9 protein-coding genes, 2 tRNA genes, 3 rRNA genes and 1 pseudogene are annotated in these 19,063 nt (G+C 62.3%); 4 read left to right on the top strand and 11 right to left on the bottom strand.

The window, feature by feature from the left end; genetic code table 11:
* Nucleotides 1–24: 24 nt before the first annotated feature.
* The 6 genes from LG3211_RS04185 to LG3211_RS04160 form a co-directional block, all read right to left on the bottom strand.
* The gene (locus LG3211_RS04185; protein WP_148649170.1) at nt 25–1,857 is read right to left on the bottom strand and encodes an ABC transporter ATP-binding protein; all 1,833 of its coding nucleotides are present in this window, start codon (nt 1,855–1,857) and stop codon (nt 25–27) included.
* Nucleotides 1,858–2,618: 761 nt separating this feature from the next.
* Nucleotides 2,619–2,733, bottom strand: a 5S ribosomal RNA gene (gene rrf / locus LG3211_RS04180).
* A 175-nt stretch (nt 2,734–2,908) separates the two neighbouring features.
* A 23S ribosomal RNA gene (locus LG3211_RS04175) occupies nt 2,909–5,772 on the bottom strand.
* A gap of 257 nt (nt 5,773–6,029) precedes the next feature.
* A tRNA-Ile gene (locus LG3211_RS04170) sits at nt 6,030–6,106 on the bottom strand.
* Between the two features lie 32 nt (nt 6,107–6,138).
* Nucleotides 6,139–6,214, bottom strand: a tRNA-Ala gene (locus LG3211_RS04165).
* Between the two features lie 103 nt (nt 6,215–6,317).
* Nucleotides 6,318–7,862: ribosomal RNA gene (locus LG3211_RS04160) — 16S ribosomal RNA — on the bottom strand.
* The 16S, 23S and 5S rRNA genes sit together here with 2 tRNA genes alongside, the layout of an rRNA operon.
* A gap of 762 nt (nt 7,863–8,624) precedes the next feature.
* On the opposite strand from LG3211_RS04160, the gene LG3211_RS04155 reads away from it, so the two are divergent.
* On the top strand, nt 8,625–9,068 hold the full coding sequence (locus LG3211_RS04155) for a DUF192 domain-containing protein (protein WP_057941721.1): 444 nt from the start codon (nt 8,625–8,627) through the stop codon (nt 9,066–9,068).
* 73 nt (nt 9,069–9,141) lie between these two features.
* Here LG3211_RS04155 and LG3211_RS04150 read toward each other — a convergent pair.
* A pseudogene (locus LG3211_RS04150) lies at nt 9,142–9,404 on the bottom strand (rubredoxin).
* Between LG3211_RS04150 and thiE the strand changes: the two are divergent.
* Entirely contained in the window at nt 9,403–10,041 is a 639-nt protein-coding gene (gene thiE / locus LG3211_RS04145) for a thiamine phosphate synthase (protein WP_057941720.1), read from the top strand. The pseudogene LG3211_RS04150 and the gene thiE sit on opposite strands and share 2 nt — an antisense overlap.
* Nucleotides 10,034–11,317: a glutamate-1-semialdehyde 2,1-aminomutase gene (gene hemL / locus LG3211_RS04140; RefSeq protein ID WP_057941719.1), complete on the top strand. Its 1,284-nt coding sequence runs from the start codon at nt 10,034–10,036 to the stop codon at nt 11,315–11,317. The genes thiE and hemL overlap by 8 nt, the downstream gene beginning before the upstream one ends.
* 66 nt (nt 11,318–11,383) lie before the next feature.
* Here hemL and LG3211_RS04135 read toward each other — a convergent pair whose 3' ends face one another.
* From LG3211_RS04135 to LG3211_RS04125, 3 genes are all read right to left on the bottom strand, one after another.
* Nucleotides 11,384–13,498, bottom strand: coding sequence for a TonB-dependent siderophore receptor (locus tag LG3211_RS04135; protein WP_057941718.1), 2,115 nt, complete (start codon nt 13,496–13,498; stop codon nt 11,384–11,386).
* Nucleotides 13,499–13,648: 150 nt separating this feature from the next.
* Nucleotides 13,649–14,068, bottom strand: coding sequence for an HIT family protein (locus tag LG3211_RS04130; RefSeq protein ID WP_057941717.1), 420 nt, complete (start codon nt 14,066–14,068; stop codon nt 13,649–13,651).
* 34 nt (nt 14,069–14,102) lie between these two features.
* A complete protein-coding gene (locus tag LG3211_RS04125; protein ID WP_057941716.1) occupies nt 14,103–15,323 on the bottom strand; it encodes an acetylornithine/succinyldiaminopimelate transaminase in 1,221 nt (406 codons plus the stop codon).
* Between the two features lie 284 nt (nt 15,324–15,607).
* Between LG3211_RS04125 and LG3211_RS04120 the strand changes: the two genes are divergently transcribed.
* On the top strand, nt 15,608–17,203 hold the full coding sequence (locus tag LG3211_RS04120; RefSeq protein WP_057941715.1) for a M20/M25/M40 family metallo-hydrolase: 1,596 nt from the start codon (nt 15,608–15,610) through the stop codon (nt 17,201–17,203).
* Between the two features lie 1,021 nt (nt 17,204–18,224).
* Here LG3211_RS04120 and LG3211_RS04115 read toward each other — a convergent pair.
* On the bottom strand, nt 18,225–19,043 hold the full coding sequence (locus tag LG3211_RS04115; RefSeq protein ID WP_057941714.1) for an SDR family oxidoreductase: 819 nt from the start codon (nt 19,041–19,043) through the stop codon (nt 18,225–18,227).
* Nucleotides 19,044–19,063 lie beyond the last annotated feature (20 nt).

Raw genomic sequence — 19,063 nt, 5'->3', positions numbered from 1 at the left:
GGGTTGGGGTGAGGGCATCCCAGGTTACGCATCCATAGCCACGAAGCCCCCGGTCTGCCGCTTCCACAAGCGCGCATACAGACCTTCGCGCGCGATCAGCTCTTCGTGCGTTCCGGTTTCGATGATGTGGCCCTTGTCCATGACCACCAACCGATCCATGCGCGCGATCGTCGATAGCCGGTGCGCGATCGCGATCACCGTCTTGCCTTCCATCAACGTTTCCAGGCTTTCCTGGATCGCCGCCTCGGCTTCGGAGTCCAACGCCGAGGTCGCTTCGTCCAGGATCAGGATCGGCGCGTTCTTCAACAACACGCGCGCAATGGCCACGCGCTGACGCTGCCCGCCGGACAACTTCACGCCGCGCTCGCCGACGAGGGCTTCATAGCCGATACGACCTTCGCCATCGACCAGGCGCGGGATGAATTCGGCCGCCCGCGCCTTGCGTGCGGCTTCGAACATCGCCTCGTCGCTCGCGTCCGGACGGCCGTATAACAGGTTGTCGCGAATCGAGCGGTGCAGCAGCGAGGTGTCCTGCGTGACCACGCCGATCTGCGAACGCAGGCTTTCCTGAGTGACGCCGGCGATGTCCTGGCCGTCGATGAGGATGCGGCCGCCTTCCAGGTCGTACAGACGCAGCAGGATGTTCATCAGGGTCGATTTGCCCGCGCCCGACGGCCCCACCAGGCCGATCTTTTCGCCCGGTTTCACCTCCAGATCCAGATCGGCGATGAGCCCGCTGTCCTGCCCATAGTGGAAGTGCACGTTCTCGAAACGCACGCGGCCCTCATCGACCTGCAACGGTTTGGCCTGTTCGCGATCGACCACCGTCAACGGCCGCGAAATCGTCTCGATGCCGTCCTGGACCGTGCCGATGTCCTCGAAGATCCCGTTCACCGTCCACATGATCCAGCCGGACATGTTGTGGATGCGGATCACCAGGCCGGTCGCCAGCGCGATCGCGCCGACGCTGATCGACCCCTGATGCCACAGCCACAAGGCCAGGCCGCAGGTGCCGACGATCAACAGACCGTTGAGCGTGGTGATGCTGATGCCCATCATCGTGGTCATGCGGGTCATGTCGCGCGAGCGCTGGGTCTGCTCGATCATCGCTTCGGCCACGTACTCCTCTTCCCGCCGCGAGTGCGCGAACAGCTTGAGCGTGGCGATGTTGGTGTAGCCATCGACGATGCGTCCCATCAACTTGGAACGCGCGTCCGATGCGCGCCACGAGCGCAGCTTCACCCTCGGCACGAAGTAGAACAGCAAGCCGATGTAGACCGCGATCCACACCGCCAACGGCGCCGCCAGCCATACGTCGGCCTGGGCGAACAGATAGATCGCCGAGGCCGAATACACGATCACGTACCACAGCGCGTCGAAGGTCTGCGTGGTGGATTCGCGCAGCGACGGGCCGGTCTGCATGATCCGGTTGGCCACGCGGCCGGCGAAATCGTTCTGGAAGAAACTCAGACTCTGCCGGAGCATGTAGCGATGGGTTTGCCAGCGCACCAGATTGGTCATGCTGGGATGCACGGTCTGATTGAGCAGCAGGTCGTGCAGGCCCAGGCACAGCGGACGCACGATCAACATCACCGCCGCCATCCATAGCAACTCGTCGCCGTGCTGCACGAACAACTGCGCCGCCGGCGTGGTGTTGACCAGATCCACGACCTTGCCGAGATAGTCGAACATCACCACTTCGACGATCGCGACGAAGAAACCGACCACGGTCAGCATCACGAAGATCGGCCAGGCCTGTCTTATGAAATGCCAATAGAACCGCGCGACCGAACGCGGAGGCATCGCCTCCGGGGCGGGCCGGAACGGATCGATCAACGATTCGAACCAACTGAAAATTTTCATGGCGTAGTGCCTTTTGAACTTAGGAACGACTCCCGGGCGCGCGCATCGCCCGAAGTCGCGGTCGAAAGCCGCACGGGACGAGCAACGCACGCGAGCGAACAGGCGCCGCATCGGCGCGAGATCAACGGATCGGGAGTGAGGCGGCGGACGCGCGCGTGCGATCCAGGGCCAAATCGCCCGGGAGCGGTGAACGGTCTGCCAAGGGCGGCTCGGGACGTCCCCGAGACCGCAAGCGCCGACTTAGCGGCGGACCTTGCCTGTGGTGGTGAACTTCATTCGACGACTCTCCTTTTCCGACTTAACGATCGATGCCGTCAATGCGCGGCGACGATCGGTGGCGCGGCCCGTCCCGTCGGGACGATGCGGCCGGCAAGCTGACGCTCATGGCGGCAGCGGGGCGAGTGTACCCGGACTTGGCGGCGGCATGCCGGCGCGGCGCTGAACTGGCTGGTTTCTTTTTGTACATGGCCGGATTGGGCACGGTTCGGTGTCGAGGCGCCGGGGGCGGAGCGCGTAAGCGTCAGTCGGCGGGGGCTGGAGCATTCAGGCATTCGACGGACTGCGCCCCCAAGGATTCAGCGGCACCGTCTGAATCGCCAACCGCTTCCATGATGAATCAACTGCGCGTCGGAAGTAACTTCCAAGTAGCTGCTGACCACAGAAGAAACAGCGAACGAAACATCGGACTGTATTAAGTTTCTCGCGCACAAAGAAAAACGCCGCAACCAGAAGGTTGCGGCGTTTTAGGGTAAAGCCCCTGGCGATGACCTACTCTTGCATGGCTTAGGCCACACTACCATCGGCGCATATGCGTTTCACTTCCGAGTTCGGGATGGGATCGGGTGGTTCCACACAGCTATTATCACCAGGGAGAGGGTGGAGGGTCGCAGGTCTCGATGGATTGAGTTGCGCGCACGCTCTCGTGGGATTGCTTCAGACGGAAAGGAGCCCGTCGTCGGCGAATAAGTTGGAATGTAGCGAGTCAGTGTTTGGTTTGGAACGTCTTCGGACGTGTCACATAGAGACCAAGGCAACTTGAGGTTATATGGTCAAGCCACACGGATCATTAGTACAGGTTAGCTCAATGCATTGCTGCACTTACACACCCTGCCTATCAACCACCTAGTCTTGATGGTTCCTTTAGGGGACTTAAAGTCCCGGGAGATCTCATCTTGAGGCGCGCTTCCCGCTTAGATGCTTTCAGCGGTTATCGCTTCCGAACATAGCTACCCGGCAGTGCCACTGGCGTGACAACCGGAACACCAGAGGTTCGTCCACTCCGGTCCTCTCGTACTAGGAGCAGCCCCTCTCAAATCTCCAACGCCCACGACAGATAGGGACCGAACTGTCTCACGACGTTCTGAACCCAGCTCGCGTACCACTTTAAATGGCGAACAGCCATACCCTTGGGACCGACTACAGCCCCAGGATGTGATGAGCCGACATCGAGGTGCCAAACACCGCCGTCGATATGAACTCTTGGGCGGTATCAGCCTGTTATCCCCGGAGTACCTTTTATCCGTTGAGCGATGGCCCTTCCATACAGAACCACCGGATCACTAAGACCTACTTTCGTACCTGCTTGATCCGTCGATCTTGCAGTCAAGCACGCTTATGCCTTTGCACACAGTGCGCGATGTCCGACCGCGCTGAGCGTACCTTCGTGCTCCTCCGTTACACTTTGGGAGGAGACCGCCCCAGTCAAACTACCCACCATACACGGTCCCCGACCCGGATTACGGGCCTAGGTTAGAACGTCAAGCACGACAGGGTGGTATTTCAAGGATGGCTCCACCACAGCTAGCGCCATGGTTTCATAGCCTCCCACCTATCCTACACAGACGAACTCAACGTTCAGTGTAAAGCTATAGTAAAGGTTCACGGGGTCTTTCCGTCTTGCCGCGGGAACGCTGCATCTTCACAGCGATTTCAATTTCACTGAGTCTCGGGTGGAGACAGCGCCGCTGTCGTTACGCCATTCGTGCAGGTCGGAACTTACCCGACAAGGAATTTCGCTACCTTAGGACCGTTATAGTTACGGCCGCCGTTTACTGGGGCTTCGATCAAGAGCTTCGCCTTGCGGCTGACCCCATCAATTAACCTTCCAGCACCGGGCAGGCGTCACACCCTATACGTCCACTTTCGTGTTTGCAGAGTGCTGTGTTTTTGATAAACAGTCGCAGCGGCCTGGTCACTGCGGCCCCCCTCAGCTATTAACCATGGAGGGCGCACCTTCTCCCGAAGTTACGGTGCTATTTTGCCTAGTTCCTTCACCCGAGTTCTCTCAAGCGCCTTAGAATTCTCATCCTGCCCACCTGTGTCGGTTTTCGGTACGGTCTGCGTAAGCTGAAGCTTAGGAGCTTTTCCTGGAAGCGTGATATCAGCAGCCTAGCCCTAATGGGCCGGTCCTTAGTCTCAACGTTGCGCCCCCGGATTTGCCTAAGGGCACCGCCTCAACTCTCTCACCAGGACAACCAACGCCTGGCCTGCTTAACCTTCTCCGTCCCTCCATCGCACTTACGCGAGGTGCAGGAATATTAACCTGCTTCCCATCGACTACGCATTTCTGCCTCGCCTTAGGGGCCGACTCACCCTGCGTCGATTAACGTTGCGCAAGGAAACCTTGGGCTTTCGGCGTGCGGGCTTTTCACCCGCATTATCGTTACTCATGTCAGCATTCGCACTTCCGATACCTCCAGCAGACTTCTCAATCCACCTTCATCGGCTTACGGAACGCTCCTCTACCGCGCATACAAAGTATGCACCCCAAGCTTCGGTTTATCGCTTAGCCCCGTTAAATCTTCCGCGCAGACCGACTCGACCAGTGAGCTATTACGCTTTCTTTAAAGGGTGGCTGCTTCTAAGCCAACCTCCTGGCTGTCTGTGCCTTTCCACATCGTTCACCACTTAGCGATAAATTTGGGACCTTAGCTGTGGGTCTGGGTTGTTTCCCTTTTCACGACGGACGTTAGCACCCGCCGTGTGTCTCCCGGATAGTACGTACTGGTATTCGGAGTTTGCCATGGTTTGGTAAGTCGCAATGACCCCCTAGCCATAACAGTGCTCTACCCCCAGTAGTATTCGTCCGAGGCGCTACCTAAATAGCTTTCGAGGAGAACCAGCTATCTCCGGGTTCGATTAGCTTTTCACTCCTAATCACACCTCATCCCCTACCTTTGCAACGGGAGTGGGTTCGGGCCTCCAGTTGATGTTACTCAACCTTCACCCTGGGCATGACTAGATCACCCGGTTTCGGGTCTACTGCCCGCGACTATGCGCCCTTATCAGACTCGGTTTCCCTTCGCCTCCCCTATACGGTTAAGCTTGCCACGAACAGTAAGTCGCTGACCCATTATACAAAAGGTACGCAGTCACTCTTGCGAGCTCCTACTGCTTGTACGCACACGGTTTCAGGATCTATTTCACTCCCTTCACCAGGGTTCTTTTCGCCTTTCCCTCACGGTACTGGTTCACTATCGGTCGGTCAGGAGTATTTAGCCTTGGAGGATGGTCCCCCCATGTTCAGACAGGGTTTCTCGTGCCCCGCCCTACTCGATTTCATCGCATCAGCCCCTTCGCATACAGGGCTGTCACCTTCTATGGCCGAGCTTTCCAGCTCGTTTTGCTGAAGCTGATGCAACTTAAGGGCTAGTCCCCGTTCGCTCGTCACTACTTAGGGAATCTCGGTTGATTTCTTTTCCTCCGGGTACTTAGATATTTCAGTTCTCCGGGTTCGCTTCCAGCAGCTATGTATTCACTGCAGGATACCTATTGCTAGGTGGGTTTCCCCATTCGGACATTACGGGATCAATGCTTATTGCCAGCTCCCCCGTACTTTTCGCAGGCTGTCACGTCCTTCATCGCCTCTGACCGCCAAGGCATCCACCGTGTGCGCTTATTCGCTTGACCATATAACCCCAAGTTGCCTCAGGATTACACGGGTCCAGGGGTACAAAGCCCGGACTCGAATATAACGACTCAATTAATAAAGTGTCTCTCGACACTCGCCTTAGCCTCTACGACACGTCATGGACATTCCGTCTCAAAACGCTCGCTACATTCCAGTTTTCAAAGAACACGTTAAAGGCTTCAGCGCCTTCGACGTTTCAAATCTTTATGTGTGCGCAATTCAGAAGTTTTGTCGCTTGCTCTAGCCTTCGCCAGGGTGGTGGGTCTGGGAGGACTCGAACCACCGGCCTCACCCTTATCAGGGGTGCGCTCTAACCACCTGAGCTACAGACCCAATTCGTCCCTGCGGACTACTTACTGGCTAGGTGGTGGAGCTTGTCGGGATCGAACCGACGACCCCCTGCTTGCAAAGCAGGTGCTCTCCCAGCTGAGCTAAAGCCCCATCGAAACGGGACGACTCCGCAATCGCCCTGTGGCGATCGGGAACTCTGAATGCAGGTTACTTGTGCGGACGTCCGACGAGCAATTTGCTGTCTTTAGTCTCTAAAGGAGGTGATCCAGCCGCACCTTCCGATACGGCTACCTTGTTACGACTTCACCCCAGTCATCGGCCACACCGTGGCAAGCGCCCTCCCGAAGGTTAAGCTACCTGCTTCTGGTGCAACAAACTCCCATGGTGTGACGGGCGGTGTGTACAAGGCCCGGGAACGTATTCACCGCAGCAATGCTGATCTGCGATTACTAGCGATTCCGACTTCACGGAGTCGAGTTGCAGACTCCGATCCGGACTGAGATAGGGTTTCTGGGATTGGCTTGCCCTCGCGGGTTTGCAGCCCTCTGTCCCTACCATTGTAGTACGTGTGTAGCCCTGGCCGTAAGGGCCATGATGACTTGACGTCATCCCCACCTTCCTCCGGTTTGTCACCGGCGGTCTCCTTAGAGTTCCCACCATTACGTGCTGGCAACTAAGGACAAGGGTTGCGCTCGTTGCGGGACTTAACCCAACATCTCACGACACGAGCTGACGACAGCCATGCAGCACCTGTCTCACGGTTCCCGAAGGCACCAATCCATCTCTGGAAAGTTCCGTGGATGTCAAGGCCAGGTAAGGTTCTTCGCGTTGCATCGAATTAAACCACATACTCCACCGCTTGTGCGGGCCCCCGTCAATTCCTTTGAGTTTCAGTCTTGCGACCGTACTTCCCAGGCGGCGAACTTAACGCGTTAGCTTCGATACTGAGAGCCAAGTTGCTCCCAACATCCAGTTCGCATCGTTTAGGGCGTGGACTACCAGGGTATCTAATCCTGTTTGCTCCCCACGCTTTCGTGCCTCAGTGTCAGTGCTGGTCCAGGTAGTCGCCTTCGCCACAGATGTTCCTCCCGATATCTACGCATTTCACTGCTACACCGGGAATTCCACTACCCTCTACCGCACTCTAGTAAGCCAGTTTCCAATGCCATTCCCAGGTTGAGCCCAGGGCTTTCACATCAGACTTAACAAACCACCTACGCACGCTTTACGCCCAGTAATTCCGAGTAACGCTTGCACCCTTCGTATTACCGCGGCTGCTGGCACGAAGTTAGCCGGTGCTTATTCTTCCGGTACCGTCATGACATCGGGGTATTAACCCAATGCTTTTCTTTCCGGACAAAAGTGCTTTACAACCCGAAGGCCTTCTTCACACACGCGGCATGGCTGGATCAGGCTTGCGCCCATTGTCCAATATTCCCCACTGCTGCCTCCCGTAGGAGTCTGGACCGTGTCTCAGTTCCAGTGTGGCTGATCATCCTCTCAGACCAGCTACGGATCGTCGCCTTGGTGGGCCTTTACCCCGCCAACTAGCTAATCCGACGTCGGCTCATCTATCTGCGCGAAGCCCGAAGGTCCTCCGCTTTCACCCGTAGGTCGTATGCGGTATTAGCGTAAGTTTCCCTACGTTATCCCCCACAAATAGGCAGATTCCGACGTATTCCTCACCCGTCCGCCACTCGCCACCCAAGGAGCAAGCTCCTCTGTGCTGCCGTTCGACTTGCATGTGTTAGGCCTGCCGCCAGCGTTCACTCTGAGCCAGGATCAAACTCTTCACTTAAATGTTTCGATTCCAGCCTTGCGGCCTTCATCAATGCTTTGAGTGCAGACTTCGTTCCAGGCCAATTACTCAATTTGCATTTGCATGCTCTTCAAATCTTTGGACTCTGTTACGAACGTCTGCAAGATGGACAACTATCCACTCGCCAGACGCCCGCACAAGTCACCTGCGCACACTGTCAAAGATCCTTGAAACCGGCCTCAGCGCCTGGTTTCGTACTCGCCACCGAAGTGGCCGAGCGAGCCGCACACTATACAGCAGTTTTCGTGAACGTCAACACCTGTCCGCGAAACTTCTTGCTGCTTCCCGACTCCAACTTCGCTTCGATTTCCGAAGCTTCCGTCTCACCGGGCCGCGCATCTTACAGCATGTTTCCGACTCGTCAACCACCTCGTCGAAACCGCCGTTTTCCGCGCTCCGCAACTCGATAAACCGAACTGCGGGCCGCGCATCCTACAGCATGTTTCCGATGCGTCAACTACCCATCGAAACCGCTGTTTTCTGCGCCCCAACCGCTCGATGAACAGGGCGGCGGGCCGCGCATCTTACAGCATCATCTTCGACCGTCAACTCCTGCCGAAAACGCTGTCTTCCGCGCTTCCCACCGACCGATACAACCCGTCAGCGGGGCCGCGCATTATGCAGATGCGCATGGGGTTGGGGAAGGGGGGCTGAGCAAGAAAAACGAAATAATTTCGGCTTGACGATCGCCCCGTGCTGGCCGATGGTCGCGCCATCCATCGCGCTATAAGGAATTACGCCATGCTCAAGCGGTTCGCGCTCTTGCTCGCCTGTGCCGCGGCGCTCGTCGGCTGCGCCTCGGACTCGGCGGAAAGCTGGGTCGAGGTCCGCGGCCAGCGCTATCGGGTGGAGGTTGCCAAGACCGACGAAAGCCGCCAGCGCGGGCTGATGTTTCGCGATGAGATGGCGGCCGATCACGGCATGGTGTTCGTGCACGAGGCCGAGACGCCGCAGGCCTACTGGATGAAGAACACCCATATCCCGCTGGATATCCTGTATTTCGACAGCAAGCGCAGGCTGGTCACGCAACAGCGCGACGTGCCGCCGTGTTCGGCCGGCGACCGCTGCCCGCCCTATCCCAGCGATGCGCCGGCCAAATACGTGCTGGAGCTCAATGCCGGCCAGGCGGCCAAGCTGAAGCTGGAGAGCGGGGACGAAATGAAGCTCGGTCCCGGAATCGACTGACGGCGCCGGCGCGGGCCGGCTGAACCGTATCGCCCGCCGCCATAGCGCGGGCCAAGAGGTCGGAGCCGGTGGCTCAGACCTCCATCATCTCGAAATCGTCCTTGGTCACGCCGCAGTCCGGGCAGGTCCAGGTATCGGGGATATCCGCCCAGCGCGTGCCCGGGGCCAGGCCTTCTTCGGGCAGGCCCTTGGACTCATCGTAGATAAAGCCGCACACGACGCACATCCAGGTGCGGTAGGCGGTGGTCGCGGCGATCTCGGACATGGGCGGATAATGCTTGGCGTTGCGGGACGGGCATTGTCCCATCCCGCCCTCCCCGACGGAAGCTGACCCATGAAATCATCCTGGCCGCGGCGCGGCCTGTACGCGATCACGCCCGACGAACCCGACAGCGGGCGGCTTGCGGCGCGGGTCGCCACGGTCCTGGAGGCCGGCGCGGCCTGGCTGCAATACCGCAATAAACAGGCCGACGCCGGTTTGCGGCGCCAGCAGGCCCTGGCGCTGTTGCCGCTGTGCCGGGCGCGCGGCGTGCCGCTGATCGTCAACGACGACTGGCGCCTGGCCGCCGACATCGGCGCCGACGGCGCGCATCTGGGCGAAGACGACGGCGAACTGGCCGCCGCGCGCGCCGCCCTGGGCGATGCCGCGATCCTCGGCGCCTCGTGCTACGACGACATCGCGCTGGCGCGTACTGCCGCCGCTCACGGCGCCAGTTACGTCGCCTTCGGCGCGTTCTTCACCTCGCCGACCAAGCCCAATGCGCGCCGCGCCGCGCCGCAACTGCTGCAACAAGCTGCGGCGCTGGGCTTGCCGCGAGTGGCGATCGGCGGCATCACCCCGGACAATGCGCGCGGCCTGGTGCTCGCCGGCGCCGACCTGCTCGCGGTGATCAGCGGCGTGTTCGACGCGCCCGATCCCGCCGCCGCGGTCGCCGCCTACCTTTCCTGTTTCGAAGAAGAAGCCAATGAATAACCCACGCTCCCACGATCTGTTCACCCGCGCCTCGCAACTGCTGCCCGGCGGCGTCAATTCGCCGGTGCGCGCGTTCAAGTCGGTCGGCGGCGAACCCTTCTTCGCCGAGCGCGCGCAAGGCGCGCATCTGTTCGACGTCGACGGCAATCGCTATATCGACTACGTCGGCTCGTGGGGCCCGATGATCGCCGGCCACGCCCATCCGCAGGTGCTCGCCGCGGTCGAGCGGACCATGCGCAACGGCCTGAGCTTCGGCGTGCCGAACCCGCTGGAAGTGACGATGGCCGAAGCCATCACCCGCATCGTGCCGAGCTGCGAGATGGTGCGCATGGTCAACTCCGGCACCGAAGCCACGCTGTCGGCGATCCGGGTGGCGCGCGGCGCGACCGGCCGCAGCCGCATCGTCAAATTCGAAGGCTGCTATCACGGCCACGGCGACAGTTTCCTGGTCAAGGCCGGCAGCGGCGCGCTGACCCTGGGCCTGCCGAATTCGCCCGGCGTGCCGGCGGCGCTGGCCGATCTCACCCTGACCCTGCCCTACAACGATTTCGACGCAGCCACGCGCTTGTTCGAGCAAGCCGGCGACGACATCGCCGGCCTGATCATCGAACCCATCGTCGGCAACGCCAACTGCATCCTGCCCGAAGACGGTTATCTGCAGCATCTGCGCGAGTTGTGCAGCCGGCACGGCGCGCTGCTGATATTCGATGAGGTCATGACCGGTTTCCGGGTCGCGCTGGGCGGCGCGCAACAGCGCTACGGCATCGTTCCGGACCTGAGCACCTTCGGCAAGATCATCGGCGGCGGCATGCCGGTCGGCGCTTACGGCGGCCGGCGCGATCTGATGAGTCAGGTCGCGCCGAGCGGCCCGATCTATCAGGCCGGCACGCTCAGCGGCAATCCGGTGGCGATGGCCGCGGGCCTGGCGACGCTGGAACTGATCCAGGCGCCGGGCTTCCACGATGCGCTGGAACGCAGCACGCACGCGCTGTGCGACGGCCTGGAAGCGGCCGCGCGCGAGGCCGGCGTGGCCTTCCACACCACCCGCGCGCCGGGCATGTTCGGCCTGTATTTCCGCGAAGGGCCGGTGCGCAGCTTCGCCGATGCCATGGCTTCGGACACCCAGCGTTTCAATCGTTTCTTCCACGGCATGCTGGAGCGCGGCGTGTATCTGGCGCCGTCGGCGTTCGAAGCCGGATTCGTCTCCAGCGCGCACGGCGAGGCCGAGATCGCCCAGACCATCGAAGCGGCGCGGGCGGCGTTCGCCGCGTTGTAAGCGAACCGACTGCGCAAACGAAAAGGCCGACGCATTGCGTCGGCCTTTTCGTTACGGCAACCGCGATCAGAACGTGAACGTCGCGCTCAAGCCGATGTTGCGCCGCGCGCCGAACCAGCAATCGCCGCGACCACCGCAGTAGCTGAAATAGCGCTTGTCGGTGAGGTTGGTGACATTGAGAGCCCAACGCCAGGCACCGACGTCGTAGGACACCATCGCATCGCCGAGAACGACCGACGGCGTGGTCGGGCTGGGCGGTTCGACGAAATCGCTGAAGTAGCGCACGCCCAGGCCGGCGGCGAAACCGTCGTGGCCGCCGATGCTGAAACGCTGCTTGCCCCACACCGCGGCCTGATGGCGCGGTGCCGGGGTCAGCTGCTTGTCGTTGTCGAGATAGTTGTAGTGCGCGGTGATCTCGAAGCTGGAGGTCAGCTTGCCGGTGAGTTCGAGTTCCAGCCCGTTGACCTTGGTCTTGCCGACCTGCAGGTTGTTGTTCGGATTCGACGGGTCGGCGACCAGGCGGTTTTCTTCGCGCAATTCGTAGGTCGCGGCGGTGAAGCTCAACTCGCGCCCGGCCGGTTCGAACTTGACGCCGGCTTCGACCTGCTCGCCCTTCTGCGGCTTGTAACGCGCGCCACTGATGGCGTTGGTGCCGGCCACCGGGGTGAAGGACTCGCTGTAGCTCACATACGGCGACCAGCCGGCCCAGTCGTGGAACATCACGCCCAGGCGCTTGGTGGTGGCACTGGATTTTTCGTCGGGCGCGCCGACCTTGCCGCTCTTGGCCCGGTCGTGGCGCAGGCCGGCGACGACGATCCAATGCTCGCCGATATGCATCTGATCCTGCAGATACAGGCCGATCTGGCGCTGGCTGGTATTGACCGCGGCGCCCAGCGGCGGCGGCGTGTACGGCACGTAGACCGGATTGAACACGTCGATCGGCGGCAGCGTGCCGCCGCGTTCGGGCGAGCCGTCGAAGCTCTGCGCCTCGCTCTGCTTGAAACGCTGCGCATCCAGGCCGAGCAGCATCTGATGCTTGACCGGGCCGGTGCCGAAATGGCCCTCGACGTGCTGGTCGATGTTCTGCATCCGCGCCTCGTTGTGGGCGAACCAGCCTTCGCGGTTGATCACGCGCTGCTGCGGATCGATGAAGGGATTGAGCGGATTGCTGAAGGGATCGGCGTAAACGGTGACGTAATCGACCTCGTTGCGCGAGGCGCGGAACGACTGGCGCAAGATCCAGTTCTCGTTGAAGCGGTGTTCGAACAACCAGCCGGCGCTGCTGTGGTCGGTGTCGTAGTGGTCGCCGGGATTGCCGATGAAACGGCTGGCCGGAATACGCCCGTTCGGATTCGGCGAAATCAGCCCGCTCCACTGGAAGAACTGCGAGGTCGAACCGGTGCGGTCCTGCTGCCAGCGCAGCAGGAAGGTCAACGAGGTGTCTTCGCTGGGGCGCCAGGTCAGCGACGGCGCGATCAGGCGGCGGTCGTCGTTGACGTGATCGACCTGGGTGTCGCTGTCGCGGTACAGGGCGACGAGGCGATACAGCCAGGTGCCGTCGGCGGTCAACGGGCCGGTGAAGTCGGCGTTGATCTGGCTGCGGTCGAAGCTGCCGACCTGCACGCCGATCTCACGCTGGGTCTGCGCCTGCGGGCGCTTGCTGACCAGATTGATCACGCCGGCGGTGCTGCCTTGTCCGAACAGCATCGACGACGGGCCGCGCAGCACTTCGATGCGTTCGAGCATGTACGGATCGGTGCGGGTGGTACTGGTGTAGTAGTTGTACGCGCTGCGCAGGCCGTCGAGGTATTCGGTGGGATCGCTGCCGCGGATCAGGGTCCAGTCGCCGCGCGAATCCAGCCCGTAGGCGTCCGAACGCACGCCGGCGGCGTAGTTGAGCGCGTCCTGGACGTTCTGCGCGCCCTGGTCGCGCATCTGCTCGCCGGTGACCACAGTGATCGCCTGCGGGGTTTCCCCGATCGGCGTGTCGGTCTTGGTCGCGGTGGTCGCGTTGGCGGCCTTGTAGCCGGTGGCCTGGCCTTGGACGACGACGTGGTCGAGGTTGGTGGCCTGCGGATCGGGCGCGTCGGCGGCCTCCGCGGGGGCGGCGGCCAGAGCGGGCGCGCTCAGGGAAAAGGCGATGGCCAGGGCCAAGGGCGCCTGAAGATGGCTGCGGGACATGCGGGGGGACTCCGAGGGCTTGAAGCAAACGAGAATTATTATCGTTTGAACGAAATGCCTACGTAAAGCCCCTGTGAACGCGATCGGCCGACAGGGCGTGCGGCGAAATACCGGCGCCGGGGCGATCGGGTCAGAAAATCGAGCGCGCGATCAAAGCCGCGCGGCGATGCGCTCGGCCAGACGATCCAGGCTGGCACGATCGCTGGGCTCGGGCAGGCCGTCGCGGTACGCGCTCAGGATGCCGTCGTTGTGGCGGCGCGGCTGCACATGCAGATGGACGTGCGGGACTTCCTGCCCACCCGCATCGCCGTTGGATTGCCACAGATTGAGCCCCGGCGGCGGCTCGTGCGCGGCCAGCGCCTTGGCCACGCACACCGCGACCGCCATCAGATGCCCGGCCGTCGCCTCATCCAGGGCATAGATGTCCGGCACGTGCCGGCGCGGCACGACCAGCACGTGCCCTTCCACGGCCTGGCGCAGGTCCATGAAGGCGACGACGCGATCGTCGCGGTAAACGAAACTCGCCGGCGCGCGGCCGGCGAGAATTTCGCAGAAGACGCATTCGCTCACCGGCGATGCCGCCCACGCGCGCCGGCCATCGGCCTCAGCGTCCGAGGAACTTCAGCAGCGCCGCGCGCAGGCGCGACAGGCCGTCGGCGATGTCGGCATCGCCGATGTTGAGCGCGGGCACGAAGCGCAGCACGTCCGGCCCGGCCTGCAGGACCAGCAGGCCGTGTTCGACGCAGCGGTCGAGGATTTCGCCGGCCTTGCCCGCGTACTCGGGCCGCAGTTGCACGCCGATCATCAGGCCGCGGCCGCGGACTTCCGCGAACAGGCCAAGCTCGGCGTCCAGCGAGGCCAGACCATCGCGAATCGCCTGCGCCTGGCGTTCGACATTGGCCGCGATCTGCGGCGAGCGCAGTTCGCGCAGCGCCGCGCCCGCCACCGCCGCCGCCAGCGGATTGCCGCCGAAGGTGGTGCCGTGGGCGCCGAACTGCATCGCCTGCGCGGCCTTGCTCGCCACCAGCATCGCGCCGATCGGGAAACCGCTGCCCAGCGCCTTGGCCAGGGTCACCGCGTCAGGCTTCACGCCGTAACCGTGGCAGGCGAACAAGTGCCCGGTGCGGCCCATGCCGCATTGGATTTCGTCCAGGATCAGCAAGGCGCCGTGGCGATCGCACAACTCGCGCAGGCCGCGCAGGAAATCTTCCCGCGCCGGCGTCACCCCGCCCTCGCCCTGCACCGGCTCGACCAGCACCGCGCATACCGCGCCATCGGCCATCGCCGCTTCGGCCGCGGCCAGATCGTTGAAATCGCTGTAGCGAAAGCCCGGCGGCAGCGGCTCGAAACCTTCGTGGTACTTGGGCTGCGCGGTGGCGGTGACCGCGGCCAGGGTGCGGCCGTGGAAGCTGCCGCGGAAACTCAGAATCACCCGGCGCTCGGGTTCGCGGCCCTGCGCGGTGGCCCACTTGCGTGCGAGCTTGATCGCCGCCTCGTTGGCTTCGGCGCCGGAGTTGCACAGGAATACGCGCTCGGCGAAACCCGAGGCTTCGACCAGTTGCTCGGCCAGATGCAGCGGCGGCTCGCTGATGAAGACGTTGCTGGTATGCCACAGCTTGCCGGCCTGCTCGGTCAGCGCCGCGACCAGCGCCGGATGCGCGTGGCCGAGCGCGTTGACGGCGATGCCGGCACCGAAATCGACGTATTCGCGGCCGTCCAGATCCCAGATGCGCGAGCCTTTGCCGTGATCGAGCACGATCCGGCGCGGGCGGTAGACAGGCAGGTAGTAGCGCTCGGAGAGGGCGTACAGCGAGGCGGTATCCATGGGGGCGTCGATGCGGCGAGGGGAACGGAACGGCCATTGTCGCCGATCGCTGTGGCGCTTGCAGTGCCGAAGGCCGGCAGGGCGGCCTGGGCGCGGCCGGGCGCCGGCGCGGGGCCGGGAACGCGACGGCCGCCATCCCTGTTGCGATGCCAATGCGGGCATCATCAGCCGGCGCCCAGGCAACGGCGCATGCGGCCGCGTTCCCGCTCGGGACCACGTCCGCAAGCGCCATCCGATCGCTGCTCCAACGCCGATTCAACGTTACCTACGACGAGGGAAACGCCATGAGTTCACGCTGTCGCCGTATCGCTACGCCGTTTACGATCGCCGCGCTGTCCGCCTCGCTGATGTTGGCGCTGAGCCCGGCCTTCGCCGCGCCGCCCCAGATCGTCATCACCGAAACCCAGGCCTTCGACGCCAGCTCGGTGCCCGCCTACACCGGCGATTACGCCGACGTGTACGCGCAGTTGGACAAGCAGCGCGAAGCCGATGTCGCGCAACTGCAACGCTGGGTGCGGCAGCCGTCGATCAGCGCGCAGAACAAGGGCATCGCGCAGATGGCCGAGTTGCTGCGCGATGATCTGTCCAAGCTGGGTTTCCGCGACACCGCGCTGGTGCCGACCTCCGGCCATCCGGGCGTCTACGGTTATTACGACGCTGGCGCCGCGCACACGCTCGTGGTCTACATGATGTACGACGTGCAGCCGATCGAGCCGACCGGCTGGAAGGTCGATGCCTTCGCAGGTTCGCTGATCGATGAGCCCAAGCTCGGCAAAGTGCTGATGGCCCGCGGCGCGACCAACCAAAAAGGGCCGCAGCGCGCGTTCCTCAACGCGCTCGATGCGGTGATCAAGACCCGCGGCAAGCCGCCGGTGAATCTGATCGTGCTGGCCGAGGGCGAGGAAGAACTCGGCTCGCCGCACTACCCCGAGGTCGTGGCCAAGTACCAGGAACAACTGCGCAAGGCCGATGGCGTGTTCTTTCCGATGAACACCCAGAACCGCGACGGACAGGCGTCGATGTTCCTCGGCGTCAAGGGCATCGTGTACATGGAGCTGGAGGCCAAGGGCAATCCGACCACCGGCGGCCCGCAGCGCAACGAGGTGCACGGTTCGCTCGCGGCCAAGCTCGACTCGCCGAGTTGGCGGCTGGTGCAGGCCTTGGCGACGTTGACCACGCCCGACGGCGAAATCGCGGTGCCGGGCTATCGCGACGCGATCCGCGCGCCCAATGCCGAGGAGCAGCGATTGTTCAACGGCATCGTGCGCGGCGCCGAGGGCGAGCAGGCCAAGCAGCTCGAAGGCCTGGGCGCGGCGCGCTGGAAAAACGGCCGCAACGTCCGCGAGGCCGCGGCCGCGGAGTTGTTCGATACCACTCTCAACATCGACGGCCTGGTCGCGGGTTATACCGGCGAAGGCGTGAAGACGATCCTGCCGCATCGCGCGGTGGCGAAGGTCGATTCGCGACTGGTGCCGAACCAGACGCCGGATCAGGCCTTGGCGTTGATCCGCAAACAGCTGGATGCGAAAGGGTTCCAGGACATCGAGATCCGCAAGCTGTCCGGCTATCCGCCTGCGCAGACTTCGGTCGATGCGCCGCTGACTCGTGCCGCGCTGGGCGTCTATCGCAAATACGGGCAGACGCCGCCGGTGGCGCCGCGTATCGGCGGCAGTGCGCCGTACTACGTGTTCACGCAGACCTTGGGTCTGCCGATGATCGCGGGCGGACTCGGGCACGGCAACGGGGCGCATGCCCCGAATGAGTACATGGTGATCGAGCCGGAAGCGGGGTCGAAGATCGCGGGGTTGGTGCAGGTGGAGCGGTTCTATGTGGATTTGCTGTATTCGTTGTCGGATGCGTTGAAGCAGTCGGGTAAGTAAGACCGGTTCGCGCGGCGGCTTCAGCGTGAGGCGGCTTCGTGTTTTCGGGTGTGGCCGAACATCCGGCGCAGCAACTGATGAATTGCTCCGCATTTGCTCTGGCACTGTACTTGCTCCTGCTTTGACTTGCCCCTGCTTCGCACTTGCTCTGGCCCAGCGCCGCTTGTAACTCGCGAGACCAGGGACACCCGGAGGGCGGCGCACATGGACGTGCGCCGGGTCCCACCTTGGGCAGGATGCCCAATGTGGGACCTGCCCGCGAAAGCACCGCACTCGTGGCTCTTGATTCGAAACAGCCCAAAGCCCTTTCTTTGGTTACTTTTGACCGAAGGAAATCCCGTGGGACTTTGTCGCTTTGGACAAAGAAAGTGACCCGCCGCTCTATGGCGGAAGCGTTAGGCGTTTGATCTTGCCCTTGCTGTTGCTTGAGGCTTCTTTTCTCGTCATTCCCGCGAACGCGGGAATCCAGTGCCTTTCGTGCGAGAACGCTTGAAGTCGCTGGATTCCCGCTTTCGCGGGAATGACGGCAGGAGGGAGTGCGCAGGCCTGGGTGCTTCGATCAGAGGCTTCGGGTTCTTTAGAAGCTTCAAACAAGGTCAAACGCTACAAGCAAGATCAAACGCTAAACGCTTCCGCCATAAAGCGGCGGGTCACTTTCTTTGTCCAAAGCGACAAAGAAAGTAACCAAAGAAAACGCATTGACTGTTTCGAGTCAAAAGCCACGAGTGCGTAGCTTGCGCAGGCAGGTGCCACATTGGGCATCCTGCCCAAGGTGGCACCCGGCGCACGTCCATGTGCGCCGCCCTTCGGGTGTCCCTGGTCTCGCGAGTTACAGGCGGCGCCCAGCAACGGCAAAAGCTAAAGCTAAGCAAAGCCGGAGCAGAGCAAGGCCGGAGCAGAGCAAGGCCGGAGCAGAGCAAGGCCGGAGCAAAATCTTGGCGTTCGCAGGCGCTATGGCAAGAGCCGTTGCAACGCGGACCCCACCATTGTCGAAACGAAATGCCGCCGGCAAAACGCTACGTCAATCCAAGAACAAGTCCGGCAGCAACGACTGGCCCGGATCGACCGCGTACTTGCTGAAATCGGTCACCCCCGCCTCGCTCAATACCTCTTCGTCGATCAGGAAATGACCGTAGAAGCCCTTCGCCGGCCGCACCAGCACCGCGTGCGCGGCGTCGGCGACGATTTCGGGTTTGCGGCAACGGTCCAGGGGGACGCCGGGGATCAGGTTCAGAGCATCGGTGGCGATGATGGTCTTCGGCCACAGGGCGTTGACGGCAACTCCGGTTGGACCGAATTCGCCGGCCAGGCCCAGGGTGACGAAGCTCATGCCCATCTTCGCCAAGGTGTAGCCGGTGTGCTGCGCCCACCACTTCACCTCCAGGCTCGGCGGCGGCGCCAGGGTCAGGATATGCGGGTTCGGCGCTTGTTGCAGATACGGAAGACAGGCCTGCGCGCACAGGAAACTGCCGCGCGAATTCACCTGCTGCATCAGGTCGAACCGCTTCATCGGCGTGTCCAAAGTTCCGCGCAGCCAGATCGCGCTGGCGTTGTTGACCAGGATATCGATGCCGCCGAACGCATCCACCGTCGCCGCGACCGCGGCGTTGACCTCGTCTTCTTCGCGAATATCGCACTTGAGCGCGAGCGCGCGACCGCCGGCGGCGGCGACTTCGGCCGCGACGCTGTGGATGGTGCCCGGCAACTTGGGATTGGCGACCGAGGACTTGGCCGCGATCGCGATGTTGGCGCCGTCGCGCGCGGCGCGCAGCGCGATCTCGCGACCGATACCGCGCGAAGCGCCGGTGATGAAAAGGGTCTTGCCGGACAGAGTGCTCATGGTTTGGGCCGTGATTGGGG

Source organism: Lysobacter gummosus, assembly GCF_001442805.1.
In the GTDB taxonomy this organism is placed as follows: domain Bacteria; phylum Pseudomonadota; class Gammaproteobacteria; order Xanthomonadales; family Xanthomonadaceae; genus Lysobacter; species Lysobacter gummosus.
Note: the sequence above shows the minus strand (reverse complement) of the source record. Positions and strands in the feature narration are given on the sequence as shown.